The organism is Methylobacterium sp. WL116, assembly GCF_008039455.1.
Taxonomy (GTDB): Bacteria; Pseudomonadota; Alphaproteobacteria; order Rhizobiales; family Beijerinckiaceae; genus Methylobacterium.
This window is the reverse complement of record NZ_VRUV01000017.1, coordinates 1-25,898: the sequence shown is the minus strand read 5'-3', so window position 1 is coordinate 25,898 and position 25,898 is coordinate 1. Positions and strand designations below refer to the sequence as shown.

The 25,898-nt window shown below is 65.1% G+C and carries 21 protein-coding genes and 2 pseudogenes; 17 read left to right on the top strand and 6 right to left on the bottom strand.

What is annotated here, in order from left to right:
• The 5 genes from exbB to FV223_RS03410 form a co-directional block, all read left to right on the top strand.
• The coding region (gene exbB, locus FV223_RS03430; RefSeq protein WP_246689590.1) for a tonB-system energizer ExbB at positions 1 to 763 on the top strand (763 nt) is incomplete at its 5' end.
• A gap of 17 nt (positions 764 to 780) precedes the next feature.
• Positions 781 to 1,245: a TonB system transport protein ExbD gene (gene exbD / locus FV223_RS03425; RefSeq protein ID WP_147725473.1), complete on the top strand. Its 465-nt coding sequence runs from the start codon at positions 781 to 783 to the stop codon at positions 1,243 to 1,245.
• Positions 1,208 to 1,939 carry a TonB family protein gene (locus tag FV223_RS03420; RefSeq protein WP_147725472.1) on the top strand — a complete coding sequence of 244 codons (732 nt, stop codon included), beginning with the start codon at positions 1,208 to 1,210 and terminating at the stop codon, positions 1,937 to 1,939. Before exbD ends, FV223_RS03420 begins: the two co-directional genes overlap by 38 nt.
• 717 nt (positions 1,940 to 2,656) lie before the next feature.
• A complete protein-coding gene (locus FV223_RS03415) occupies positions 2,657 to 3,595 on the top strand; it encodes a hypothetical protein (protein WP_147725471.1) in 939 nt (312 codons plus the stop codon).
• A gap of 496 nt (positions 3,596 to 4,091) precedes the next feature.
• A complete protein-coding gene (locus tag FV223_RS03410; protein ID WP_187276045.1) occupies positions 4,092 to 5,648 on the top strand; it encodes a DUF927 domain-containing protein in 1,557 nt (518 codons plus the stop codon).
• 214 nt (positions 5,649 to 5,862) lie between these two features.
• Here the strand turns inward: FV223_RS03410 and FV223_RS03405 are convergent, their stop codons facing one another.
• Positions 5,863 to 6,078 (bottom strand): hypothetical protein, encoded by a 216-nt coding sequence (locus tag FV223_RS03405; protein ID WP_147725469.1) that lies wholly within the window; start codon positions 6,076 to 6,078, stop codon positions 5,863 to 5,865.
• Between the two features lie 100 nt (positions 6,079 to 6,178).
• On the opposite strand from FV223_RS03405, the pseudogene FV223_RS03400 reads away from it, so the two are divergent.
• Positions 6,179 to 6,871: pseudogene (locus FV223_RS03400) on the top strand (histidine kinase); the annotation flags it as partial.
• Positions 6,872 to 6,880: 9 nt separating this feature from the next.
• Entirely contained in the window at positions 6,881 to 7,543 is a 663-nt protein-coding gene (locus tag FV223_RS03395; protein WP_147725468.1) for a response regulator transcription factor, read from the top strand.
• A gap of 508 nt (positions 7,544 to 8,051) precedes the next feature.
• On the opposite strand, the gene FV223_RS03390 is transcribed toward FV223_RS03395, so the two are convergent.
• Positions 8,052 to 8,987 carry a bifunctional enoyl-CoA hydratase/phosphate acetyltransferase gene (locus FV223_RS03390; protein WP_187276044.1) on the bottom strand — a complete coding sequence of 312 codons (936 nt, stop codon included), beginning with the start codon at positions 8,985 to 8,987 and terminating at the stop codon, positions 8,052 to 8,054.
• A 19-nt stretch (positions 8,988 to 9,006) separates the two neighbouring features.
• Entirely contained in the window at positions 9,007 to 9,768 is a 762-nt protein-coding gene (locus tag FV223_RS03385; protein WP_147725467.1) for an IclR family transcriptional regulator, read from the bottom strand.
• A gap of 288 nt (positions 9,769 to 10,056) precedes the next feature.
• Here FV223_RS03385 and xsc point away from each other — a divergent pair, with 288 nt between their 5' ends.
• A complete protein-coding gene (gene xsc, locus FV223_RS03380) occupies positions 10,057 to 11,835 on the top strand; it encodes a sulfoacetaldehyde acetyltransferase (RefSeq protein WP_147725466.1) in 1,779 nt (592 codons plus the stop codon).
• A gap of 482 nt (positions 11,836 to 12,317) precedes the next feature.
• Here xsc and FV223_RS03370 read toward each other — a convergent pair whose 3' ends face one another.
• Positions 12,318 to 13,181, bottom strand: coding sequence for a LysR substrate-binding domain-containing protein (locus tag FV223_RS03370; protein ID WP_147725479.1), 864 nt, complete (start codon positions 13,179 to 13,181; stop codon positions 12,318 to 12,320).
• 234 nt (positions 13,182 to 13,415) lie between these two features.
• Here FV223_RS03370 and FV223_RS03365 point away from each other — a divergent pair, with 234 nt between their 5' ends.
• From FV223_RS03365 to sucD, 4 genes are all read left to right on the top strand, one after another.
• A complete protein-coding gene (locus FV223_RS03365) occupies positions 13,416 to 14,720 on the top strand; it encodes an MFS transporter (RefSeq protein WP_147725464.1) in 1,305 nt (434 codons plus the stop codon).
• Positions 14,721 to 14,806: 86 nt separating this feature from the next.
• Complete coding sequence (locus FV223_RS03360; protein WP_147725478.1) at positions 14,807 to 16,240, top strand: aldehyde dehydrogenase family protein; 1,434 nt, start codon at positions 14,807 to 14,809, stop codon at positions 16,238 to 16,240.
• Complete coding sequence (locus FV223_RS03355; protein ID WP_147725463.1) at positions 16,237 to 17,364, top strand: ATP-grasp domain-containing protein; 1,128 nt, start codon at positions 16,237 to 16,239, stop codon at positions 17,362 to 17,364. Before FV223_RS03360 ends, FV223_RS03355 begins: the two co-directional genes overlap by 4 nt.
• Positions 17,361 to 18,278 carry a succinate--CoA ligase subunit alpha gene (gene sucD, locus FV223_RS03350; RefSeq protein WP_187276043.1) on the top strand — a complete coding sequence of 306 codons (918 nt, stop codon included), beginning with the start codon at positions 17,361 to 17,363 and terminating at the stop codon, positions 18,276 to 18,278. Before FV223_RS03355 ends, sucD begins: the two co-directional genes overlap by 4 nt.
• A gap of 64 nt (positions 18,279 to 18,342) precedes the next feature.
• Here sucD and FV223_RS03345 read toward each other — a convergent pair whose 3' ends face one another.
• Positions 18,343 to 19,371: a histone deacetylase family protein gene (locus tag FV223_RS03345; protein ID WP_147725462.1), complete on the bottom strand. Its 1,029-nt coding sequence runs from the start codon at positions 19,369 to 19,371 to the stop codon at positions 18,343 to 18,345.
• Between the two features lie 205 nt (positions 19,372 to 19,576).
• On the opposite strand from FV223_RS03345, the gene FV223_RS03340 reads away from it, so the two are divergent.
• The 5 genes from FV223_RS03340 (at position 19,577) to FV223_RS03320 (ending at position 25,479) form a co-directional block, all read left to right on the top strand.
• A complete protein-coding gene (locus FV223_RS03340) occupies positions 19,577 to 21,235 on the top strand; it encodes a GMC family oxidoreductase N-terminal domain-containing protein (RefSeq protein WP_147725476.1) in 1,659 nt (552 codons plus the stop codon).
• A gap of 151 nt (positions 21,236 to 21,386) precedes the next feature.
• Entirely contained in the window at positions 21,387 to 22,745 is a 1,359-nt protein-coding gene (locus FV223_RS03335) for an MFS transporter (protein WP_147725475.1), read from the top strand.
• Between the two features lie 163 nt (positions 22,746 to 22,908).
• Entirely contained in the window at positions 22,909 to 24,021 is a 1,113-nt protein-coding gene (locus FV223_RS03330) for a molybdopterin-dependent oxidoreductase (protein WP_246689588.1), read from the top strand.
• Between the two features lie 11 nt (positions 24,022 to 24,032).
• A complete protein-coding gene (locus FV223_RS03325; RefSeq protein WP_147725460.1) occupies positions 24,033 to 24,356 on the top strand; it encodes a cytochrome c in 324 nt (107 codons plus the stop codon).
• 22 nt (positions 24,357 to 24,378) lie between these two features.
• A complete protein-coding gene (locus tag FV223_RS03320; RefSeq protein ID WP_147725459.1) occupies positions 24,379 to 25,479 on the top strand; it encodes a YeiH family protein in 1,101 nt (366 codons plus the stop codon).
• Positions 25,480 to 25,632: 153 nt separating this feature from the next.
• Here FV223_RS03320 and FV223_RS03315 read toward each other — a convergent pair.
• Positions 25,633 to 25,898 (bottom strand): annotated as a pseudogene (locus FV223_RS03315) (transposase); the annotation flags it as partial.

Sequence of the window (25,898 nt, the reverse complement as noted above, 5' to 3'; positions counted from 1 at the left end):
GCTGGCTGCCGAAGCGCCGCCGGCGCCGGAGCCGGGCCCGCGAAGGGCGATTTCCGCCTCGGCCCCCGGCGGCCACGAGCTGTCGCCGTGGTCGATGTTCCTGAACGCCGACATCCTGGTGAAGGTGGTGATGAGCGGGCTGGCGCTCGCCTCGATCGTCACCTGGACGATCCTCGTGGCGAAGACGATCGAGCTCGGCCTCGCCCGCCGAAGCCTCGTGCGGGCGCTCGGCCGCGTCGCCGAGACCGGTTCGCTGGCCGAGGCCGAGCGGGCGCTCGGCGGGGGCGGCACGATCCTCGACCGCCTCGTCGGCACGGTCGCGAACGAGGTGCGGATCTCCAAGGGCCATGCGGAGGGCATCAAGGAGCGGGCGGTCTCGCGCTGCTCCGAGCTGGTGAAGGCGGAAGGCCGCCTCGCCCGCCGCGGCATGGGCGCGCTCGCCACGATCGGCGCGATCTCGCCCTTCGTCGGCCTGTTCGGCACCGTCTGGGGCATCATGAACAGCTTCATCGGGATCTCGCGGGCGCAGACCACGAACCTCGCGGTGGTCGCGCCCGGCATCGCGGAGGCGCTGCTGGCCACCGCCATCGGCCTCGCCGCCGCGATCCCTGCGGTGATCATCTACAACCACTTCGCCCGGGCGACCCGGAGCTACGGCGACTTGGTCCAGCGCGCCTCCGGCACGGCGATGCGGCTGCTGTCGCGCGAACTCGAGCGCGGCGAGGGCGGGCGCCATGCGCCGCTGGCGCAGGCGGCCGAGTGAGCGGGGGGCCCTGAACCATGGCGATCTCACTCGGTGGCGACGAGGACGGTGACGAGTTCGGCGAGGCGCACGAGATCAACGTGACGCCGTTCATCGACGTGATGCTCGTGCTGCTGATCATCTTCATGATCGCGGCACCGCTCTCGACGGTCGACCTGCCGATCGACCTCCCCTCCTCCAGCGCGGTTCCGCAGAAGCGACCGGACAAGCCGACCTACGTGACGATCAAGGCCGACCTCGCGGTCGCGATCGGCGAGACGCCGGTGCGGCGCGTGGACCTCGCGCAGGCCCTCGACGCGCAGGCCGATCCGAGCCGGGAACGGCGCGTATTCCTGCGCGCGGACCGCGCGGTCCCCTACGGCGAGATGATGGACGTCCTCGAGATTCTCCGCTCCGGCGGCTACCTCAAGGTCGCGCTCGTCGCGCTCGAAGGTCCGCCCGCGGATGCGTCGGGGTCGGGGCCGGCGCCACGGGCGCCATGACGGGCAGGATCGGCAGAGCACACGCGCTCGGGGCTTCCGGCACGGCGCGCCCGCGGCCAACCAGAGCGGCCAGCCGAGGCGCGAGCCCTCGGACCTGCCGCCCGGGCCGGAAGCCGACGACGCGGCCGCCTCGCCGGCCGTCGTCCAGCAGAAGGCCGTCGACGACCCGACCGAATTACCGAAGGCCGTGCCGACCGAGACGGAGGATCCCGACCGGATCGTCTCGCCGGAGGCGACCCTCAAGCCGCAGGAGGACGAGAGCAAGGTCAAGGTCGCCGAGACCCGCCCGTCGGCGGAGTCGGTCGCGTCCGAGGCCGCCTCCGCGCCGACCTCCGAGACGGTCAAGGAGGCTGCGATCGCGACCGCGCCCGTCCTCGGCACCGGCGAGAGCGCCCGCCGCGTCCGCACGACGTGGCAGAAGCAGCTCATGGCCCATCTCGACCGGCACAAGCGCTACCCAGGCGTCGCCACGCATCCGACCGGCGAGGTGCTCGTGAGCTTCCTCCTCGACCGCGTCGGCCACGTGGTCTCGGCGACGGTGCTGAAGGGGTCCGGCGACGGCGCGCTCGATCAGGCCGCCCTGACGATGATGCACCGGTCCGATCCGGTTCCGCCGCCACCGCCGCTCGTCGCGGACGAGGGGCTGACCTTCACGATCCCGGTGGTGTTTCGCGCCAAGCCGAAGGGCAAGTGAGACGGCCGCGTCCCGTGCCGACGACACCGGAGATCGCGCGGCCCGATCCCAGCGCGCAGGGGTGCTGAAACGCAAAAATCCCGCCCCGGGTCTCCGGGTACGGGATGCGAACCTAAACGCTGTTCGATCTTAACGGCTGTTTAGGATTGGTGCCCAGGAAAGGACTGGGCGTTTGCAAAACGAAATGCTGTAAAATCAGATACTTACACCGCGGTATCGAGCGTCGTTTGTACCATCTCTCCGTACCAACAAAAAGACCTTTCTGCTGATGGTGCGGCATTGTCCTTCCGTCATCCTTCCAACCTATGACCGCAGGCTCAATATCTGGGATGGCGCTCGCATCCCGTTCGTACGCGGGCGCTAGTCTTCCGAGCGAGGCGGGGCATTCCGCCTCAGAGAACTCAACTGATGACGAGACCGTACTCGCGGCTACCCCGAATCCCACGCGTCGCTGAGGTGAAAGCGTCGAGCCCGACCGCCTTCATCGATTGCCTACCAACGCCTCGTCGAGATCGCTGACGGAGCTGTCGTAGCCCTCCGCGATCAAGAGGCGACCACGACGCTACCGAAAAAGTGAGCTGCCCGCGTGACGCGCTTGGAAATTTCGCCCGCAAAGCTGACTTGAGGTCCCAACCCCTCCAAACGCGTTGATCCATAGGCCGCTGGTTCCGCCTATGTGTTCAGTTTCTCGCGGCCGCTATGAGGGAAAATCACCAAATGAGAGAGCATCGATCCAACCGCGCCTTTACGCTCCGACGCCTCCACTACCCACGGTTCGCTGACAACCTTCAGCATCAACTGAAAGTGCAGGCGACCGATCGCGCTGATCACGGCAAGGGTGGCTTCGAGCGGCAGCGCGACGCGCGTTCGGAGGACCGCGAGCGGCGCGCGGCACTGATTTCCTGGGCGGACGGGACCTTACGGCTGAGCGCATACCGCCCCGTGACCCATTACACGGGAAATGATGCCCGTAACCTCGCGATGCGCCTCAAGCGGTCTTTGAGCGGAGGACCTCCATCACAGACCTTCGCCTCGTCCAGTTACATGCGCCGCTTTCGGCTCCGATTCGTTGGGGCAGTGCTGAAGCTGATCCGCGAGAATTCAGCAGCCGGGGTGCGGCTCGTTACGATCATCCCACGCGAGTGGCGGATTCAAGGCCGCGATCTGCCGACGATCAAACCTAAGCAATACCTAGAGCGATTCCGCCAGCAGCTGATTCGGGCCGGCCTTCACGAGACTGATGGCTGGTTCATCACCTTCCTACACGGCGACTACGATCCCAACCACGACACCTACCAGCTGCATTTGCACATCGTGATGACCGACGACCTAGTTCCAGTGATCGACCGTCTCAGACTTTTGCCAGCGTATCGAGCTGGGGATCCTAGTCAGCCCGGCTACGTTCGCCAGCCCATCCGAGTGCTAGGCCTGTCGAACCCTGAACGGCGCGTCTCCTACCATCTAGCTCAAGCCTTCTGGCCTTCAAAGCCAAGCTACGAGAAAGACGGAGTGTGGCGGCGCCACCCACGTCGGCAGCGTATCCCCAATCCGCGCCTCGCGGAATGGCTAATGTGGATCGACCGGCAAAGCTTTGGCGATCTGCTAATGCTACGCGGCTGTCGCTTGGGGGGTGGGACACTTAAGGTTCAGGGGTAGTGCAAGCGGCACTGCTCAAGCATCCACTTTTCCGCGTCATCTCATGCCGGGAAAAGGAAGGGCCGCGTCGGTCGGACGACAGGCTCGATCTCGACTTTCTCGCCCCAACGGTACCGCAGGTCCAACCTCGTTACGGATGCTAATTTTCCCGTATTTCCCGCATTTCTCGATGAGAATGGCATAACGGCTTGCACGCCACGGCTGACGGCCGTAGTGTTGTGTCCGAATTTCAGTACGTCGCTGGTCGGAGAAGGCTTTTTCACGGTCAAAGCAGTGCATTTTACGCGTTCGCAGACTGCTGTCGGGCGTTATTGGCGCCCAAGCCGTGTACGTTTTCGCACCAGAGGAGGCCGCTCCCTTTCCCCCCCTTCCCGGGATAAATTTGGAGAATGTCATGGCCCTCACGGGCGGCAAACGCGTGGTCGTAAGTGACCTACGAAGGAGACCGAGCACGAGTAAGGAGTCTCGCCCGGCGGTCGTTAAATGCCGAGACCAGGTGGGGGGGGAATGGCTGCGCATTAGCTTCCATGGCAGAATTGCCACGGCACCCATCGCCGACCTCTTCGATGCCGAGCATCAGTTCTTCAAACGCCTGTACGCTCAGGGTGTCACGATCATGCAGCGCGCTATGCGCGACCATGTGAAGGCTGAGGCCGAGCGGCTTTTGGCAACCGAGCAGGTCCACGTCGTCGAGACTTCCGGTTGGCAGGGGTCACGCTTCTTTCGGGCCGGGGATGCGTTACCAGCCGAGATCGCCGGTGTGCCCGCCATTGACGCGCGGGAAACTACACCAGCCCGACCGCCGCAGGGTTCGTTCGAAGCGTGGCAGTCGGAGGTGCGTCGCCTCGTGAACGGCCAATCCCTTCCCACTTTCGTCCTTGCTTGTGCTTTCGTTCCCCTCCTGCCGCGCCTTGTACCCGAACTGGACGATAACCCAGGCTTCGAGTTGTTCGCCGAGACTACCGTGGGAAAAAGCGTCCTGCTCAAACTCGCTGCTTCGGTCCACGATTCCCCGGCGGTTTTGGTCCGACGCTGGAATACGAGCATAAATGGTTTGGAGCGCCCGATGGCGGAGGCCAACGATGGGCTGCTGCTTCTCGACGAGGTCAGCGAGTACCTGGAAGACGGTAAGGCCGACAAACGGCACACGCTAGCGCGGGCGATGTTCAAGCTCGCCCACGGCTCTGAGAAGGCGCGCTACGATCAGCCCGCCGCCCGCCACCGCTTCGCCTTCCTCAGCACGACCAATATCTCCCTTGCCGATGTGATGCAGGGGTTGCCGCCGGAGGAGGCCGCGGCGATTGCCGTGCGAGTGGCTACGATCCCGGCTGCTGCCTCGCGCTACGGCGTTTTCGACCGTCTGCCGTCTGGGTACGAGACCGGCAAGGCGGCGGCCGAGGCGCTCGTGGGGATCGCCTATGCCCATTACGGCCATGCCGCCCGGGCCTTTACGGCCGAGCTTGAACGCCGAATGCAAACGTCCCTCGGACGGGCTCTGCTGAAGCGTCGCATAATACGCAACCTCAATGCCTTCCGGCGGCGGGCAGGGCTTCACAAGGCCCCGCCCGCGGTAGCCCGTGCGGGCGACAAGTTTGCTATGGCCTACGTCGCGGCGCACTTCGCGTGCCGTTGGGGTATCCTGCCGCTCGACCGGGTAGGCTCGCGCATCATGGAGGTGTACCAACGCCATGTGGTCCCGCCAGTGACTGCGGCCGAGCCCAGGACGGCGGTGGAGCGAATCGAGCGCTATGTCGCCCAGCATCAGTCGGAATTGATCGACATTCGGTCGGGCACGTTCCTAGACCTCGATGATGCCGCCCTCGATGCCGCCCCCGGCTTTTTGGCGAGCCGCCGCGGACAAGGCAAGTACCTCCTGCTACGCACGAGCCGCTGGGACCGCACTTTTGGCGCCGACAGCCTCGCCCTGCTGCGCGAGATGAAGGCGGTCGGACGGCTATGGACGAACGCTGGCCCTCGGCAATGTCAGGCTAAGCTTCGAGCGAACCGGGCGAAAGATCGTGTGTATGCCATCCGACTTGATGCACCACCATGAATCGAGCAAAGAGCCTTCACCTTGAAGATGTGAGCTTCCCGCGTGACTGATATTCCAAGTCACCAATTGGACATTCCTGAGAATTGTAGTTGCAATCCGATCCTAACGGCTTCGCGGGCAAGGTTTCCCGTTCAATCAGGGCGTTGCTACGTTTGGGTCGAGGATTTGCAGATGGAAGGTCCGCCGAACGGGCCGTACGCTTCAGGCCGCGCTCTCAGGACCGCCGCGGCCGGGAGGGGCCGCACGGGCGTGCGCTATGAGTGACGAGCGCGTTGCAGACAGCGACCTGCAGCAGTTCGATCGACGCAGCGGCCGGCATGTCGCCGGTGAGCGCGTTCCGAGTGTCTAACATCTGCAGCTGGTAGGCGATGGTCAGGGCCGAGCCGGCATCGGTCGCTCTGGTGATCACCGTGATGACGCCATGGGCCATCCAGTGGGGGGGGCGATCGTGACGATGCCGTCCGCGGTCGCGAACGTCCGCACGTCCGCAGACAAGTCCGTCATCAGGCATCGGTGCATGTAGGCCCTGCAACGCCCTCGCCGACCGGCTTGCCAACATTGAGGCCGAGCGCGCGGGCCTGATGCAGCGGCTCGTCACGGTTCAGGAAGAAGAGCGGCAGGCCCTTGCGCGCGACCTACACGATGCCTTCGGCCAGTGCCTCGCCGCCGTGGGGGCACGTGCCGCAGCGATCGAACTGGCTGCGCCCCCGGAGCGCGACGACCTTCGTGAGGACGCCCAGGGCATCGAAACCATCATCGCCTCCATGCGGGAGAGCCTGCACGGAGCCCTGGCCCGCCTCGAACTGCCCGATCTGGCCGAAGCCGGATTGGAGGACGCGCTGCGTGGCCTCGTCGCGGACTGGCGAGTACAGCTCAAGTCCGGCCCGACCCTGCATCTTGATATTACGGGCGATCTCACCAGCATGCCCGAAAACGTGGCGACGAGCCTCTATCGGATCGCACAGGAACTGCTGACGAACGCCTTGCGCCATGGCCGGCCGAACCGGATCTTCCTGCGGCTCGGCCGGTCGGAGGCCGGACCACGAACGGTGATGCTGACGCTCGACGATGACGGAGGGGGCGATGTGTCCCGCACCGCTTCTCACACGGGCCGTGGACTCGTCGGCATCCGAGCGCGGCTCGCTGCCCTCGGCGGAAGCTTTTCGCTCACCGGCACCGGTTCAGGCATCCGTGCCTGCGCATCCGTGCCGACGGCCGGCTGAGATCGCCTCATGGCCACGACCATCCTGCTCGTCGATGACCATCCAGTCGTGCGCGAGGGCTATCGCCGCTTGATCGAGCGACAGCCGGGCTTGGTCGTGGTCGCGGAAGCCGAGAACGCGGCAATGGCCTATTCCCAATATAAGGCTAACGAGCCCGATCTTGTGATCCTCGACCTGTCGCTGCCTGGCCCAAGCGGTATCGAGGCCATCCGTCACATCCGCCAGTGGGATGGGTCGGCTCGCATCGTCGTGTTCAGCATGCGCACTGGGGCGATGATCGCGCGCCAAGCCTTTGCCGCCGGGGCGAGCGGGTATGTCAGCAAGGCGAGCTCACCCTGTGAGCTGCTAGCGGCGGTTGCGACCGTGCTACGCGGCAAGCAGGCGATGAGCGCCGACATCTCGCGCGCGATCGCTCAGGACGAGGTGGCTGGCGGGCGCACGGCGCTTGACGACCTCAGCCCGCGGGAGCTCGAAATCCTGGGTTTGACCGTCGGCGGGATGACCGCCCAAGCTGTCGCCGAGGCACTGTGTCTGAGCCTCAAAACGGTGCACAACAACCTCTCGGTGATCCGCGCCACTCTTGGGGCACGCACCGATGCCCATCTCGTCTGGATCGCGATTGGGGCTGGGCTTGTATCGCCCTCGGAGGACCTCTCGTTGAAGGAGCCCTAGCACTTCGTCTGCTTCGACGACCTTTCGACCAGAGCCGACAGGCAGGAAACCACCCCGAGCGGTCATTCCGATAGCGACCCAACCCGGTCGTTCGGACTGCGAAATTAGATACTCCAAAGCGGACGTTGAAAAAGCTCCTACGCCAATGTGCTAAGCCGTTCTCGCCCGCTGTTAAACCGCCAGGTCCCTTTGCCTCTCGGCTAGGCTCGCCGATACACAGGCGCCACAATTAATGATCTCGCCCGCGCCGCGAAGCTTCTTTCAGTTCTCTCCCAAGGACTTTAGCCCAGTCAGGATGATGAGGAGTGAGCGCTGATCGCCCCTTATCTGACCCTGCGGCACAAGGCTGAAGGGCTGCGTGAGTACACACTAACCACGAGATGCCTTGTAAGGGCATCGATCGGACGGTCCGATGTAGTCCCGTTCGATGCTGACCCACGGGCCGGATCTACCTCGCCCGGAGGTGGAGACGAGTTGTCACGCAGACGATGGCCAGCCGAGCGGTGTCTCAGTTCGGCCTGGGAGAAGCAGCGAGCGCTGCGAGAGCGCACGAGGCGACCCGGGCCTGAACCGAGTCTGCGCGGCTGGTGAGAATGATTGGCACTCGTGCGCCGAGCACCAGACCGGCGCAGGCGGCGCCGCCGAGATAGACGAGGGACTTGTAAAGGCTATTGCCGGCATCGAGGTTCGGCACGACGAGAATGTCTGGCTCGCCCGCCACCAGCGAGATAATCCCTTTGGTCGTGGCGGAGGTGAGCGAGACGGCGTTGTCGAAGCCCAACGGGCCGTCGAGGACCGCGCCCGTGATCTGGCCGCGATCGGCCATCTTGCACAGGGACGCCGCGTCGATGGTCGATGGCAGGGCCGGGTTCACGGTCTCCACCGCTGCCAAGATTGCCACTTTCGGCTTGGGGTTGCCCAGCCTGTGCGCGAGGTCGATTGCATTGCGGACGATATCGGCCTTCTCCATCAGGCCGGGGGCGATATTGACAACCGCGTCGGTGAGCATCAGCGGCTTGTGGTAGGCCGGGCAATCGAACCAGAAGACGTGGCTGGTTCGGCGGCCCATGCGGAGCGGGCTGTCGCGCGCCACGACTGCGCCCAACAACTCATCGGTGTGAAGCGAGCCCTTCATCAAAGCTCCGACCTCCCCGGCGCCCGCAAGAGCCACGCCGCGTCGGGCTGCGTCCAGGGGGTCGTCCGCCTCGATGATCATCAGTTTCCCGAGGTCAAGCCCGTTCTCCGCCGCGATCCGGCGGATTAGGGCACCCGGGCCGATCAGTACCGGATCGATGAAGCCGAGGTCGGAAGCCGCGATGGTCGCCGCCAGGGCTCCCGTCTCACAGGGATAAACGACGCCGACCCTGACGGGTCCAGACGCTTGGGCGCGCTGCTTGAGGTCGTCGAGCCTCGGATAAGAGGGCGCTACACGCAGCATTTCCATGGTCAGCTCCCAAGGAGTGTCAGGTCAGCGTCGACGCGAGAGCCGATGCGGCGTTGCGGAGCACCGACAGGCGTTCCGGGGCGTTCTCCCGCCACAGGCGCACCACTGGCGCTTGAAGCGCCAGTGCTGCCACGCATTCGCGTCCGGTCCCGTCGAGGATCGGTACGGCGATGCAGAAGAGGCCGGTCAGAAATTCTTCGTCGTCGAGGGCGTAGCCCTGTCGCTTGATCTGCTGCAGCTCCGCCTCGAGGGCCGGCAGATCGGTCAGAGTGTTGGCGGTGTGGCGGTCGAGAGGCAGGCTTGCGAAGAGGCGCTCGCGCCGGCCGCGGGGCATCAGCGCAAGGAACAGTTTCCCACTTGCGGAGCAATGCGCCGGCACGCGGGAGCCCTTCTGGAATGCCACCCGCAGGGGCAGGGACGCCTCGACGCGATCGAGATACATGACCTCGCTCCCCTGGAGAACGGTGAGATTGCAGGACTCACCGAGCGAACGCGCCACACCCTGAAGGATCTGGTGTCGGCGGATCGAGCCGGGGTTGTTCGACAGGATCGCGAAGGCGAGTGCAGTGGCACGTGCCGCCAGCTCGTAGCGGCGACCATCCGGCAGCCGCCGCAGCAACTCCGCACCTTCGAGCATCGTCAGCCACCGGTGAAGCGTCGGCTTCGGCAGGTTCGCGACCTCCGTAAGCTCGGCAAGGGTCGGTGCGTGATCCATAGCGGCGATCGCCTCCAGAAGACCGAATGCCTTGAGTGCCGGCGAGGAATCGACGGTGTCTTCCATCTGGTTTTGATCCATATTTCATAAATTAGAACGCTGGAAGCAAAAAAACGAGATCAAGGTTGCGGCGCTCTGATTGTGGGTCCATGAATGGCCTGCAAGCGGCATCCGGGTCGAGACGAGCGTCACGAATGCCGCGGGCCCATCGGAACCGAAAGCGGCCGATGGGTCGGCCGAGGCCTCACGTGTGCTCCCGCCGGGCCCGACGGCTCAAGCGGACAGACCTGGAGAATGGGGCGCGCAGAGGTTCTCGGACCAAGTTGAAACAGGGAAACACCAGGAGGGTGCGCCATGAAGATGTCCACGGAGGAAGCGTTCGTTAAGGTCCTGCAGATGCACGGCATCGAGCATGCGTTCGGCATCATCGGATCCGCCATGATGCCGGTCTCGGACCTGTTCCCAAAGGCCGGCATCGCGTTCTGGGATTGCGCCCACGAGACGAATGCCGGGCTGATCTGCGACGGGTACACTCGGTCCACCGGCAAGATGGCCATGGCCATCGCCCAGAACGGCCCCGGGGTCACCGGCTTCGTTACCGCGATGAAGACCGCCTACTGGAATCACACCCCGATGCTACTGGTGTCGCCGCAGGCCGCCAACAAGACCATAGGCCAGGGCGGTTTCCAGGAAGTCGAGCAGATGGCGCTGTTCGAGGACATGGTCTGCTACCAAGAGGAGGTCCGCGATCCTTCCCGGGTCGCCGAGGTCCTCAACCGTGTGATCGAGAAGGCGTGGCGCGGATGTGCCCCGGCACAGATCAACATCCCTCGGGATTTCTGGACCCAGGTTATCGACGTCGCGTTGCCGCAGATCGTGCGGCTTGAGCGTGCCGCGGGCGGCCGGCAGGCGATCGCGGACGCGGCTGAACTGCTGTCCGGGGCCAAGTTCCCGGTGATCCTCAGCGGCGCCGGGGTGGTGATTGGCGACGCCGTGAGGGAGACGGTGGCGTTGGCCGAGCGTCTCGATGCCCCGGTCTGCTCAGGCTACCAGCACAACGATTCGTTCCCCGGCAGCCATCCGCTGGCCGCCGGCCCGCTTGGCTACAACGGCTCGAAGGCCGCGATGGAGTTGATCGCCAAGGCCGACGTAGTGCTAGCCCTCGGTACGCGCTTGAACCCGTTCTCGACCCTGCCGGGCTACGGAATCGACTACTGGCCGAAACAGGCGAAGATCATCCAGGTTGACATCAACCCCGACCGGATCGGCCTCACCAAGACGATCTCGGTCGGTATCTGCGGCGATGCCCGGCAGGTCGCCCGCCAGATCCTCGAACAGCTCACCTCGGATGCTGGGAACGCGGGCCGCGAGGAGCGCAAGGCCCTCGTCCATCACACGAAGTCCGCCTGGGCGCAGGCCCTCACCTCCATGGACCACGAGGACGACGATCCCGGCACCACCTGGAACCGCGAGGCCCAGGCCCGCGACAGCGATCGCATGTCGCCTCGGCAGGCGTGGCGGGCAATCCAGGCCGGCATGCCCCGGGACGCGATCGTGTCAACCGACATCGGCAACAACTGCGCCATCGGGAATGCTTATCCCAGCTTCGAGAATACCAGAAAATACCTCGCGCCGGGAATGTTCGGCCCGTGCGGCTACGCATTCCCCTCGATTGTCGGAGCCAAGATCGGCCAACCGGATACCCCGGTTTTCGGATTTGCAGGAGATGGAGCCTTCGGCATATCAATGAACGAGATGACCTCCATTGGCCGGGATGAGTGGCCAGCAATCACCATGGTCATCTTCCGCAACTATCAGTGGGGCGCAGAGAAGAGGAACACCGTACTTTGGTACGACAACAACTTCGTCGGTACTGAACTCGACCCCAAGCTTAGCTACGCCAAAATCGCCGAGGGTTGTGGTTTCAAGGGCGTCCGCGTGGACAATACCCGCGATCTCACCCAAGCCATCCAGCAAGCCGGCGAGGAGCAGTCCCGAGGCGTGACGACCTTCATTGAAGTCATCCTGAACCAGGAGCTCGGCGAACCGTTCCGTCGCGACGCCATGAAGAAGCCGGTGCCAATCGCCGGCATCGAAAAGTCAGACATGCGCCCGCAGCACCCGCCGGCCTAATGACAGCAATGCCCCGCGCCCAGATCCGACTCGGCGTGGGGCATTCACTACGGCTTTACAGATTTAGCAAGGCGATCTGATAGAGCGACGTAGCCGGAAACAGGCCGTGTCTGCGAATCGCCGGCTGCACCGGTACCAACAGGTACCTCGGCTGAAGCCTCAATTGCCCGGGAAGAAAACCGCTTCGTTTTGCTCAGCCCGAGCTATCTCAAGCATGTGCCACTTGAGACCCGAGACAACACGCGAGGCTTCCAACGTCGGGGCAACCGGAAATGGTGCGGCGTGTATGTTACTCACCATGACGAGAGCGTACAGAGCAGCGAGGACTGGCAGGACGTCTCGCGCGCGTTCAGGATGATTCATTGGAGCCGCAGTGTGTGTCGTTTGTCGTAGGCGACTTAGCACTTGATTTGGTGCGCCGCAAAAACAATCGCATTGCGGTGCCGCATTGCAGGGTTGTCTGACCGACAGGACACGAATTTTCAGATCACGATATTGCCAAGCTCCGACAGGATGTATTGCGCAAGGTGCTCCGCGGCTGTGGGGGCTTCGCCTGGCTTTCTCTGCAGCACGATCTTTAGGGCTGGAAGGTCGGGAAGCCCGCTACCCGCCGCTATCTGCCTGATCTCCCCGTTCACAGCGCAGAGCGGAAATATTGAGACCGCCAGCCCGGCATGGACCGCGGCCTGGAGGCCCGCGATGCTGTCGCTAACTGCCGTGATAGCCCAACTGCGTCCTACTTGCCCTAGGGCGTCCAGGGCGCATTGCCGATAGATGCTGCCCGGCGGGAGTAGCGCTAGCGGGAGCGGCGAGCGCAAGTCCAAGTCGCCTCCTCGGGCTGCGACCCAAACCAACGGCTCCTCCCGCACAACGATTCCACTGTCCTGATCCGGCTGCCGAGTCATCAGAGCAAGGTCTATCTCCTCGCGGGCGAGAGCCAAACGCAGCTGGACGCTGCGGGAACAGCGCAGCTCTATCTCCACTTGCGGGTAAACCCTGGCGAAGCCTGCCAAGACCGCAGGGAGCAGGAATGCCGCATAGAGGTCTGGCACGCCGAGTCGGACTCGCCCTGCGATGTCGGGGGCCTCAAATCGCTCGCGGATCTCGTCATTGAGGCTCAAGAGCTTGCGGGCATAGGCGAGGAGCACCTCCCCATCCCTCGTCAAAGCACCGTGGCGTCGTTCTCCGTCGAACAAAGGACGTCCGAGAGCGCGCTCGAGCCGATGCATCTGGTGCGTGATCGCCGGCTGCGTGCGGCCGACCTGCTTTCCGGCCAGCGTGATGCTCCCGGTGTCGTGCACCGCTAGGAACGTTCGCAGCAGCGGAATCTCAAGATCCGGAATCATATCGATCAATTTTTTGAATGATCGGGATCAAGAGAATATATTTCTCCTGTTCGAACGCAATGGCTAGCGTGTCCTCATCGAGCCGTAAGGGATCAAGAATTCGGGCTTCAGACCCGATGCCTTCACGCCGGTGAGAATGGAAACGCAGGAAGGACGCCGGGTACTTCGCGACCCCACGCCGTCGCATGCGGTCGAAATGAGGATGCCCTGGCGCCCCTTTATCAGGAGGGCGGAATGCTACGGCTCGTACGCATCAAGGCGACGGACAGAGTCTTGTTTGTCATCTGCCTGATGTACCTGATCACCTACATAGATCGGGTGAACATCGGCACGGCCGCGCCGGCCATGCAGAAAGAACTGGGTTTGACGAATGTCGAACTCGGCCTGGCCTTCTCGGCCTTCGCCTACCCTTACGCCTTCTTCCAGATCGCCGGCGGCTGGCTTGGTGACCGCCTGGGTCCACGCAAAACCTTACTGATCTGCGGCGCCATTTGGTCCGCCGCGACCGTGATGATCGGCTTTGTCGAAGGGGCGATGTCGCTAGTAGCGGCGCGCTTCCTCCTCGGCATCGGCGAGGGCTCTGCCTTCCCGACCGCGACGCGGGCGCTGGCGAACTGGATGGCCGCCGACCGGCGAGGCTTTGCCCAGGGCATCACTCATGCCGCCGCCAGACTCGGCAATGCGCTCACACCACCGCTGATCGCCTTCCTGATCGTGGCGCTTTCCTGGCGCGACAGCTTCATCATCATCGGGATCATCAGTTTCGCCTGGGTCGGGCTGTGGTGGTTCTACTTCCGCGACGATCCCCGCGAGCATCGGGGCGTGACGGAAGCTGAACTCGCCGTCCTGCCGCCCGTGAAGATTGCCGGCGAACGTAGGGCAGTGCCATGGGGGCCGCTGCTTCGGCGGATGCTGCCGGTGACGTTGACTGACTTCTGCTACGGCTGGACCCTCTGGCTGTTCCTGAACTGGATCCCCTCCTACTTCCTCAATCAGCATCATCTCGACATCAAGAAATCCGCGATTTTTGCTTCTGGCGTCTTCTTCGCGGGCGTGGTCGGGGACACGGTGGGCGGCATCGTTAGCGACCGGATCCTGCGGCGTACGGGCGACGTCGCCAAAGCCCGCGTCAGCGTCATCGTCGTGGGCTTTCTCGGGGCCTTTGCTTTCATGCTCCCGGTGTTGTTCACCACCGACCTGCTGACAATCACCCTGTGCCTGTCGGGTGCGTTCTTCTTTGCCGAACTGATCGTCGCGCCGATCTGGGCAGTGCCGATGGACATTGCTCCCCAATATTCGGGCACGGCTTCTGGCTTCATGAACTTCGGCTTCGGTCTCGCCGGAATGATCTCCCCCGTAGTGTTCGGGCTGATCATCGATCTCACCGGCCGGTGGGATCTACCCTTCATGGCCTCGCTGGGCCTGCTGCTCGCTGGCGCCGGTCTCGCACTGCGGATGCGGCCGAACGAGCCCTTCGTAGACGCGCCACAGGACGAGCTCGTCCCCAGCTCTTCCCTCCCGGTCAGGCCGATAGCCTGACCGGATCCGGCCCTCGGCCGTCCCCCCCCCTCGATCCGAAACGCCCTCAAAACCTTCAGGAGCGCGCCATGTCGCCTGCCGCCGTCATGCCCCTTACGAAGCCCGATGTTCACGCCGTCCACGATCCCGTCGCCGAGGTGATGGAGCGGGCGCGGACCGCGCAAGCCCAGTTCGCCGATGTCGATCAGGACCGGGCCGACGCCGCCGTCCGAGCCGTCGCGTGGTCGCTTTACAAGCCCGCAAACGCCCGCGAGATCGCCGAACTCGCGGTGGCCGATACCGGCCTCGGTAACGTGGCGGACAAGATCGTAAAGAAGCAGCGCAAAACCTTTGGGACCCTGCGCGACCTGCTCCGCGGTCGGTCGGTGGGCGTCATCGAGCACGATGTGGCCCACGGCATCGTGAGATACGCCAAGCCCATGGGGGTGATCGGGGCGGTAACCCCCTCCACCAATCCCGGCGCCACGCCGGTGAACAAGGCGATGATGGCGATCAAGGGCCGCAACGCCATCGTCATCGCACCCTCGCCGCTGGGCTACCGCACCACCGCTCGCGCGGTAGAGCTGATGCGGGCGGAACTCGAGACGATCGGCTTGCCCGCCGACCTCGTGCAGATCCTCCCCGCCCCGATCACGAAGGACTCGACGGAGGCCCTGATGCGGGCCTGCGACCTCGTCGTAGTCACGGGCTCGCAGGACAACGTCCGCCGGGCTTACTCCAGCGGGACGCCCGCCATCGGCGTCGGCGCCGGCAACGTGCCGGTCATGATCGACGAGACCGCCGACCTCGACGCAGCCGCCGCGCGGATCCGCGACTCGAAGATCTTCGACAACGCCACATCCTGCTCCTCGGAGAATGCGGTGGTCATCGTGGATGCGGTCTACGATCGGGCCGTCGCTGCCCTGGAGCGGGCCGGAGCGTACCTGTGCGGCAGAGAGGAGAAGCAGCGCATCGCCGAGCGGCTCTGGGTGCGGGGCAAACTCAATCGCGACCTCATCGCCCGTGACGCCGACGTGCTCGCCCGCGCCTTCGAACTGCCGGAGAAAGCTGACGGGGCGAAATTCTTCCTCGTGGAAGAGGAGGGGATCGGACGCGCCGCCCCGTTTTCCGGCGAGAAGCTCGCCCTCGTCCTCACCGTCTACCGGGCGAAGGACTTCGCGGAGGCCAAGGCGAAGGTCGCTGCCATCCTTGACCACCAGGGCAAGGGTCATTCCTGCGGCATCCACACCACTGACATGGCCCGGGCCCGGGAGCTCGCCGAAGACCTCGACGTGGTGCGGGTGCTCGTGAACTTCGCCCACACCTTTGGCAACGGCGGCGGCTTCAATTCCGGCCTCGGCTTCACTCTGAGCATGGGCTGCGGTTCTTGGCAAAAGAACAGCATCTCCGAAAACCTAAGTTATCGCCACTTCCTCAACATCACCCACCTCGTCACTCCGATCCCCGAGGATCGCCCAAGCGAACAGGACCTGTTCGGGCCGCACTGGGACCGGATCGGCCATTCGGAGGATGCGCGATGAACTTTCTCGAACACGTCGCCAAGGCGCGGGTGCTGGCGCCCGCGGGCATCCCGATCCCACGGGGGATCCACTGTGTGACGGCGGAGGATGCGGCAGCCGCTGCTGCCGAGCTCGGCCCCTGCATGGTCAAGGCCCAAGTCCCGACCGGCAAGCGCGGCAAGGCGGGCGGCATCCGCGCCGCCATGACCCCCGACGAGGCCCGCGAGGTTGCAGGCGCGATCCTCGGCATGACCATCGACGGCCACCGGGTTGAGTCGGTACTCCTGGAGGAGCGCGCCGCCATCGCGCGGGAATTCTACGCCGCGCTCCTCACTGACACGGAGAGCCGCACGCCCCTCGTGCTGTTCTCCACCGAGGGGGGGATGGACATCGAGGAGGTTGCGGCCACACGGCCGGACGCCCTGCGTCGTCACCGGGTCAACCTCGACCGGGGATTCGATGGGGAGGCGGCTCGCGCCCTCCTCGACGGGCTCGATCTCGGCCCCGCGCGGGAGCAGATCGAGGCGATCCTGCCCGCCCTGTACCGGATCGGCGGGACCGTTGATGCCGAGCTGATCGAGATCAACCCCCTAGCCCTGCTGGAGGACGGGCGCGTCGTCGCCCTCGACTGTAAGCTCACCCTCGATGATTCGGCGGCCTTCCGGAACGCAGACCTTACGGCCGAGGCCTCGCCGGAACCGATGAGCCCGCTCGAACGGGAAGGGGCGGAGCTGGGGCTCAAGTTCATCCAGCTCGACGGCGACGTCGGCGTTCTCGCTAATGGCGCTGGCCTCACCATGACGACCATGGACGTCATCAGCCATTGCGGTGGACGGCCGGCGAACTTCCTCGAGATCGGCGGCGAGGCTTACACCAAGTCCGAGGCGGCCCTGCGGCTCGTCCTGGCCAATCCCGGCGTGAAGAGTCTCGTCGTCAACTTCTGCGGGGCCTTCGCCCGTACCGACGTGATGGCCGAGGGCGTCGTGACCGCCTGGAAGCGCCTCGCCCCCGAGGTGCCGGTATTTTTCTCGATCCACGGCACCGGGGAGGACGAGGCCGTGCGCCTCGTCCGCGACGGGCTCGGGGTCGAGCCCTATGACCTGATGGAGGACGCGGTGCAGGCCGCGGTGGAGGCAGCTCGATGATCATCTATCGCCAGCACGCACGCGTCCTCGTCCAAGGCCTCACTGGCAAGCAAGGGAGCTTCTGGAGCGAGAAGATGATGGCCTGCGGCACGCAGGTCGTCGCCGGCGTCAACCCGAAGCGGGCCGGGGAGGAGCATCTCGGCCTGCCGGTCTACGCCACGGCCAGGGCGGCCATGGCCGAAACCCCCTTCGACTGGTCGGTGATGTTCATTCCTCCCGCGGCCGCCAAGGCAGCAGCTCTCGACGCCATCGAGGCCGGGACGAAGACCCTCGTCGTCCTCACCGAGCACATCCCGATCCGGGATGTCCTTGCCATCCACCATGCGGCGCGCGCCCACGGCACGCGGATCGTCGGACCGAACACGGCGGGCGTCGTGACGCCGGGCGAGGGCTTCGTTGGGATCATGCCGGGGCACAACCCGAACATCTTCGGGCCCGGCGAGATCGGCGTGATCTCCCGCAGCGGCAGCCTCGGCACCTTGATCTGCCTAAACCTCACCCGGGCAGGCCTCGGCCAGTCGGCGTTTCTCGGCATCGGCGGCGACCCGATGATCGGCACCACCACCCGGGACGCCCTGGTGGCGCTGGACCGAGACGCGCGGACCCGCGCCGTGGTCCTCGTCGGTGAGATCGGTGGCGCCATGGAGGAGGCCGCAGCGGACTACGCCGCCTCGATGAGCAAGCCGGTGGTCTCGTTCATCGCCGGCCGTGCCTCCCCACCCGGCAAGAAGATGGGCCATGCCGGCGCCATCGTCTCTGGCGATCGGGGCAGCTACGCCGGCAAGCGTTCGGCCCTTGAGGCGGCGGGCGTCGCCGTCGCTGATACGCCGGGAGAGATACCTGAGCTGCTCAGGCACACGTTGGCACAGCCGATGCCGCGCCGAGCCGAGTCCGCGCTCCACGCGGCTGGGTAAGGACCCAACTGGCTCGCTTCAGCCATCACCTCCTCCCGTTTGCAGGAGGAGGTGATGGCTGGCTTCACGCCCTGGCCCGCTCGAACTCATCGAGGAATGCGCTGAGATTCTGCTGTAGGGCCGGGCAGAGGTAGCCACCCTCCTGCACGATGACTGTGGACAGCCCCGCGGCAGCGATAATCGCGGCGGCCTTGCGGAAACCTGCCTCTGTGACCGTGAGCGCGCCGATTGGATCGTCTTTGGACGCGTCGAGGCCCAAGGCGACGACGAGGGCCGCTGGTTTGTAACTGCCGATCGCAACTACACCGTCGGCGATCGCGGCGAGCCAGGGCTCATCACCCGATCCCTGCGGCAACGGCAAGTTGCGATTGAAGCCCTCACCCGGTCCGGCGCCGATCTCATCGGCATAGCCCGCAAAGTACGGGAAGTAATCAGCCGGGTCCGCGTGCACCGAGACAGTGAACACGTCCGGCCGGGCGTAGAAGATGCCCTGCGTACCGTTTCCGTGGTGGACATCGATGTCGAGGACCGCGACCCTTCCACCAGTCGCCCCGCGCAAGCGTTCGGCCGCGATGGCACTGTTGTTGAGGTAGCAGAAGCCGCCGGCCGAGTCGGCGTAGGCATGGTGCCCCGGCGGTCGGCACAGGGCGTAGGCATAAGTCTCCGCCAAGGCGGCGTCGGCGGCAGCGACGGCGGCTTGCGCCGAGCCGTAGACCGCCTGCCAGGTTCCCGCCCGCACCGGCGTCGATGTGTCGGCCGTGTAGAGGCCGATGAGTCCGAGCAACCCCTCCGGCCGACGGTGCATGTGCGGCCGTGCAAAATGGCCTGTCAGGATCTCGTCGTCGATGCCGGGTAACGCGTCGCGGCGATCCCACGCCTCCCGCAGGAAGGCGACGTAGCCGACATCGTGCACGGCGAAGATTGGATCGAGGCCGAAATCTCCCACCTCCCGCACGACGTGCCCACTGGCCCGGACCGTTTCCAGCAGTCGGTGATAGCGATCCGCCTGCTCGGGATGGTCCACGATCGCCCCGCGCCGGAAGTATCGATTGGGATCGTGGCGAGCACTGTCGCCGTGGTGGAAGACCTGCATCGCCTCGCTCCTTGCCGCGACCCGCTCGATCGGAGCGCTCTGGTGTCACCCGGCCCAGCCTGTCGCGAGAAACGCACGGCGTCCATATTGACACTCGCGAACTCCTCTCATCAAATAGAACATAACGTACCGTTTTTCGAGACAAACACTCGTAACGGAGATAATTTTGAGGAAACGCCATCCTTCCAGAGCTGCGCCGGAGCCCATCGAGTGCGACTATGTCGTGGTCGGAGGAGGCACCGCGGGGTGCGTGCTCGCCAACCGCCTCTCGGCGGATGGTCGCCATCGGGTTGTGCTCCTCGAAGCCGGCCCGCGCGATAAGTCACCGTGGATCCACCTTCCCATCGGCTACGGGAAGACGATGGTCCACAAAACCCTCAACTGGGGGTTCTCCACCGAACCAGAGCCGTCCATGGACGGCCGCGCGATCTACTGGCCCCGTGGTCGGACGCTCGGCGGGTCTAGTTCGATCAATGGTTTGATCTTCGTCCGTGGGCAGGCCCAGGACTATGACCACTGGGCCGACCTCGGGAACGACGGTTGGGGCTGGCGCGACGTGCTGCCCTACTTCATCCGCAGTGAGCACAATTCGCGCGGAGCCAGTGCCACCCACGGAGGCGACGGCCCGCTCTGGTGTTCCGACATCCGCCACAAACACGAGTTGATCGAGCGCGTCATCACCGGAGCCGGGGAGTTGGGCGTCCGCCGCACGGACGACTTCAACGGCGGCGATCAGGAAGGTGTCGGCTACTACCAGCTCTTCACCCGCAACGGCCTGCGCTGCAGCACTGCGGTCGCCTATCTCCGTCCCGCCGAAGGGCGCTCGAACCTGCGCGTCGAGACCGATGCTCACGTCACCGGCCTCATCCTTCAAGGCAAGCGCGCCCTGGGCGTCCGGGTCCAGCAGCACGGGCGCGACGTGGAGATCCGGGCATCGCGCGAGGTCATCCTCGCGGCAGGCGCCCTCCAAAGCCCACAGCTCCTGCTCCTCTCCGGCATCGGTCCCGCCGGCGCACTCCGCACGCACGGTATCCCAGTTCATCATGAATTGGCTGGCGTCGGCGAGAACCTACAGGATCATTTGCAGATCCGGTTAAGCTACCGCCTGACCAAACCGATCAGCACGAACGACGATCTGCGCAACATCATCGGCAAGGCGCGGATCGGCCTGCGATGGCTTCTAACGCGCAGCGGACCCCTCGCGGTCGGCATCAACCAAGGCGGCCTATTTACCCGCGTCATGCCGGGACAGGGGACGCCGGACATCCAGTTCCACTTCGGCACCCTCTCCGCCGACATGGCAGGCGGGCAACCGCATCGCTGGTCCGGTTGCACCTTCTCCGTCTGCCAGCTTCGGCCGGAATCGCGTGGCACCGTCACCTTGCGTGGCACTGACCCCTTCGCGGCGCCCGTGATGCGAGCGAACTACCTTGCCACAGAGACCGATCGGCTCTGCACCGTCGAGGGGATCAAGTTCGCCAGGCGCCTCGCCGCGACGCAAGCCCTGAGCACGCTGATCCTTTCGGAGGAGAAGCCCGGACCCGGAGTCGTGGACGATGCGGGCCTGCTGGCGTTCGCACGGTCCTCCGGCGCCACGATCTTCCATCCTTCCGGCACCTGCAAAATGGGGACGGACGCCCTTGCCGTGGTCGATCCCGCCCTTCGCGTCCACGGCATGGAGGGTCTGCGCGTGGTCGACTGCTCGATTATGCCGACCCTCGTCTCCGGCAACACCAGTGCCCCCGTGGTGATGATCGCCGAGAAGGCCTCCGACATGATCCTGGCCGATGCCGCTTCTGCCATCCAGGAGCGGAGACCGGCCTTGCGGACGATGCCGCCGGCGGAGGTCGTCCACCACGCCTGAAGGGTGGAACTGCGAGGACGCATTATACCTCCTAAAGCCTCCGGACGAAGGCGATGGGATGGGACCGGCGATAGGGCACCCAGCGAAGGTGCCCGCGCCACAAGGAAATCGCTCAACGTTTCAGACACGCGATGAACGGGAGAAGGGGCAGATGTCGTATCCGGAACGGGGACCAGCACCATCGTCTAAGGGAGGGATCGGTCGCGTCGTGACCGCCTCCCTGATTGGCGCGACGATCGAGTGGTACGACTTCTTCCTCTACGGGGTGGTTGCCGGCATCGTCTTCAACAAGCTCTACTTCCCTGTGAGCGACCCCCTCATCTCGACCCTGCTCGCCTACGCGACCTTCGCCGTCGGCTTCGTCGCCCGGCCGCTCGGGGGCGTGATCTTCGGGCATTTCGGCGACAGGATCGGCCGCAAGAGCATGCTCGTCATCACCCTGATGCTGATGGGCGTGGCGACCTTCCTAATCGGCATCGTGCCGACTTATGCCCAGATCGGCGTGGCGGCGCCGATCCTGCTTCTGCTCCTGAGGGTGGTCCAGGGCATCGGACTGGGTGGAGAATGGGGCGGCGCGGTGCTGATGGCCTTCGAATCCGCGCCGGAGGGCAAGCGCGGTTTCTACGCGAGCATTCCACAGATCGGCCTCTCGCTCGGCCTCTGCCTCGCCTCCGGGGTCGTCGCCCTGCTCTCGTATACGCTGAACGAGGAACAGTTCCTCGCCTACGGTTGGCGCGCTGCGTTCCTGCTCAGTGTCGTCCTCGTGGCGGTGGGCGCCTATATCCGCCTCAACGTCATGGAGACGCCCGAATTCACAAAGGTGAAGCAGGACAACCACGCGGCCGACATCCCCTTCGTGTCGATGATCCGCGGCTACCCCGCCGAGATCATCGCCGGCATGGGCGCGCGGATGGTCGACGGCGTGGTGTTCAACGTCTTTGCAGTCTTCGCGATCGGCTACCTCACGCAAACGCTGAAGGTGTCGCGCACGGAGGCCCTGCTTGGCGTCACCGCCGCGGCGGTGGTGATGTGTGCGACGATTCCGTTCTTCGGCTGGCTCTCCGACCGCCTCGGCCGAACACGGGTCTATGCATGGGGGTCGGTGATCTCCGGGTTTGCTGCCTTCCCGGCCTTCTGGGTGTTCGTGTCGTACCCCAACAACATTCAGGCGATCTGGTTCGCGATCATCATCCCGTTCGGCATCATCTATGCTGCGGTCTACGGGCCGGAGGCCGCCCTTTTCTCGGAGCTGTTTTCTGCAAGGGTGCGATATACCGGGATTTCGTTTGTCTATCAGTTCTCCGGGATCTTCGCGAGCGGCCTGACGCCGATCATCGCGACGGCGCTGCTGCAATACTCCGGGGTGAACAACCCCTGGCTCGTCTGCGGCTACTGCGCCCTGTCCGGCATTCTCAGTGCCGCCTCGGCCATCTGGATCGGCCGAATCCGCCGGCGCCGCCTGATCGAGGAGGCGCCGGCCTATCCCATCGCCTACCCACAAATCTCTTGACGCCGGGCAAGCCGCCGAAAACGCCGCGCGTCGGCCGGGGCCTCCCGGTCACCGCAGGGAGATGGAGGGATCAATGAGTTTCGTACCCACGCGACGCGGCCTCCTAGCAGGAGGCGGTCTCGCGCTTACCGCAGCCGGCCTGCGTCCGGCGTCCGGCGTAGAGATGGCGCAGCTCGCCTTCGGCAACGGAGAGCGTCCGCTCGTGGCCTATCCGGGTAAGCGCCCGCTGCTGCAGATGACCGCGCGGCCGCCGCAGCTTGAGACACCATTCGCGATCTTCGACGAGGGCACGATCACGCCGAACGACGCCTTTTTCGTACGATACCATCTCGCCGACATCCCCACCGAGATCGACGCCCAGGCCTTTCGCGTCGAGATCGGCGGCCATGTCGAGCGCCCGCTTTCCCTCTCACTCACCGACCTGAGGAGGATGGATCCGACGGAGGTGGTCGCGGTGAACCAATGCTCCGGCAACTCCCGCGGCTTCTTCGAGCCGCGGATGGCCGGCGGCCAACTCGCCAACGGCGCCATGGGCTGCGCCCGCTTCGTTGGTGTGCCCCTGAAGACCGTTCTTGATAAGGCCGGCGTGAAGGCCGGGGCCGTGCAGGTCGCCTTCGAAGGGCTCGACGGGCCGGTCCTTCCTGAGACCCCGGACTTCGCGAAGGCGCTCACCCTCGACCACGCCCGCGACGGGGAGGTGATGCTGGCCTGGAATATGAACGGGCAGGACCTGCCCTGGCTCAACGGCTTCCCGCTTCGGCTCGTGGTGCCGGGCTATTACGGTACCTACTGGGTGAAGCACCTCAATGCCGTCACCGTCCTAGACAAGCCCTACGAAGGGTTCTGGATGAAGACGGCCTACCGCATTCCGGACAACGAATGCGCCTGCACCGAGCCCGGTAAGGCGCCGGACAAGACCTTGCCGATCGGGCGCCTCAACGTGCGCTCCTTCATGACCAACCTTGCGGACGGGGCGCAGTTGATGGCGGGCCGTGTGCCTCTGCGCGGCATCGCCTTCGATGGCGGCTCCGGTATCAAGGCGGTGGAGGTCTCCGCAGACGACGGCCGGACCTGGAACTCGGCCAAGCTCGAGCAGGACCTTGGCCGCTACGCCTTCCGGCGCTGGAACGCGGAGGTGGATCTCGCACCGGGGGCGCATTCCTTGCGCGTCAAGGCCACGGCCAACAATGGCGCAACCCAGCCGATGGAGCCCCGCTGGAACCCGGCCGGCTACATGCGCAACGTGGTCGAGACCACCCGTGTGCGCGCGGCTTAAGGAAATCACACATGATTAAGATAGCCGCCTTCACCGCATCTCTCGCGCTTGCCATCTCGGGGACGGCGGCCCTGGCGGCACCGGACAGCTACGTTCTGCTGGAACCCACTGCGCAGTTGCGAGCTCCACCGGATGCCTCTCATGGGGGCGGCTTCCAGGCGGCACAGGAGAGCTGCCAGACGTGCCATTCCCCCGATTATGTCGCGATGCAGCCCCCACGGAAGGGCCAAGCCTTCTGGAATTCCGAGGTGACTAAGATGGTGAAGGTCTACCATGCGCCCATCGAGGAGGCGCAGGCCAAGGCGATCGCCGCCTATCTCGACGCAGCCTACTGAGAGCCGGACAGGGGGGTACGCTATGACCGCCAGGACGGCTGGCCGCGTTGAAGAGGAAGCGGCGCCTTCCGATCGTTCCAGGGTCTTCGTCTGGGCTGGAGCAGCCGGCAGCCTCCTGCCGGGGTTGCTCCTGTGCCTCGCCGTCACGGGGCTGGCACAAGTGCTGCAGGCCGGCGAAGAGCACCTTACCGGTCACCCCTACGTCGAGGCTCTGGTGCTTGCCATCCTGCTTGGGACGGCCTTGCGTACGGCGTGGGTGCCAGGAGCCCGCTTCAGAGCCGGGATCGCCTTCTCGGTCAAGCAGGTGCTGGAGATTGCCGTGACCCTGCTCGGCGCCTCGGTGAGCCTAGGGGCGATCGTTGCTTCGGGCCCAGCGCTGCTCGCCGGCATAGTTGGCGCGGTGGCCCTGACTATCCTGGCGAGCTGCGCGCTCTGTCGCGCGCTCGGGTTGCCGGTGCGTATGGCGCTGCTGATCGCTTGCGGCAACGCCATCTGCGGCAACTCGGCCATCGCCGCCGTGGCCCCGATCATCGGTGCGGACAGCCGGGATGTCGCGGCCGCCATCGCCTTCACAGCGGTGCTCGGCGTGCTGATGGTGCTCGGCCTGCCGCTGTTCGTGCCGCTCGCGGGCTTTAGCGAGCACCAGTACGGTGTGCTGGCCGGAATGACCGTCTACGCGGTGCCGCAGGTGTTGGCTGCCACCGTGCCGGTGAGCCCGCTCGCGACGCAGGTCGGCACGCTGGTCAAGCTGGTGCGGGTGCTAATGCTCGGCCCTGTGGTGGTAATTCTGTCGCTAATCGCGCCGCGCCTACCCGCGGAGGGAGCGACCGCTAAGGCAGCACCGCGACGGCTCGGCTTCTTCAAGCTTGTGCCTTGGTTCATCATGGGCTTCCTGGCGCTCGCGACCTTGCGGTCGCTTGGGCTCGTTCCGGACGGCTGGGTTGCGCCCCTCGCCCGGATCGCCGGCTTCCTGACGATTGTGTCGATGGCCGCACTGGGGCTGGGCGTCGATGTGCGTGTTCTGGCCCGCGTCGGCGGCCGGGTCACGTTGGCGGTCACCGCCTCGCTCCTCGTGCTCCTCGCCATCGCGATCTTGCTTATCCGCGGAATGGGGATCGGTTGACCACACGCAATCTCCTGCTCCCGTCCGCGACAAGGTCTGCTCCCCTAGCCTGATGTCCAGAAAGCAGACGGACCGTTACCCACCGAGGCTGTGTGAGAACGCGTTTGCGGACTGGACGGACCTGACAGCGTAAGGCCCAAAGGGACCGGGCTTTCAGCCTCGGATGGCTGCGATGAGCGGGCCGGCACCGAGGATCGCGATCACCCGCTTTATGTTGTAGGCAAGAACCTGCAGGCTCATCTCACCGGCCACGTTCCTCAGCCCCCGGGTCAGGAAGTGGGTCGCTCCCATTCAGGCTTTCAGGGTGCCGAAGACGTGCTCGACCGTCTGGCGGCGGTCACGCATCGCGTTCGGGTTCTCGTCGAGCCGGCGCTGGACGGCTTCCAGCACGTGCTCGTGTTCCCAACGCGTGATGCGAC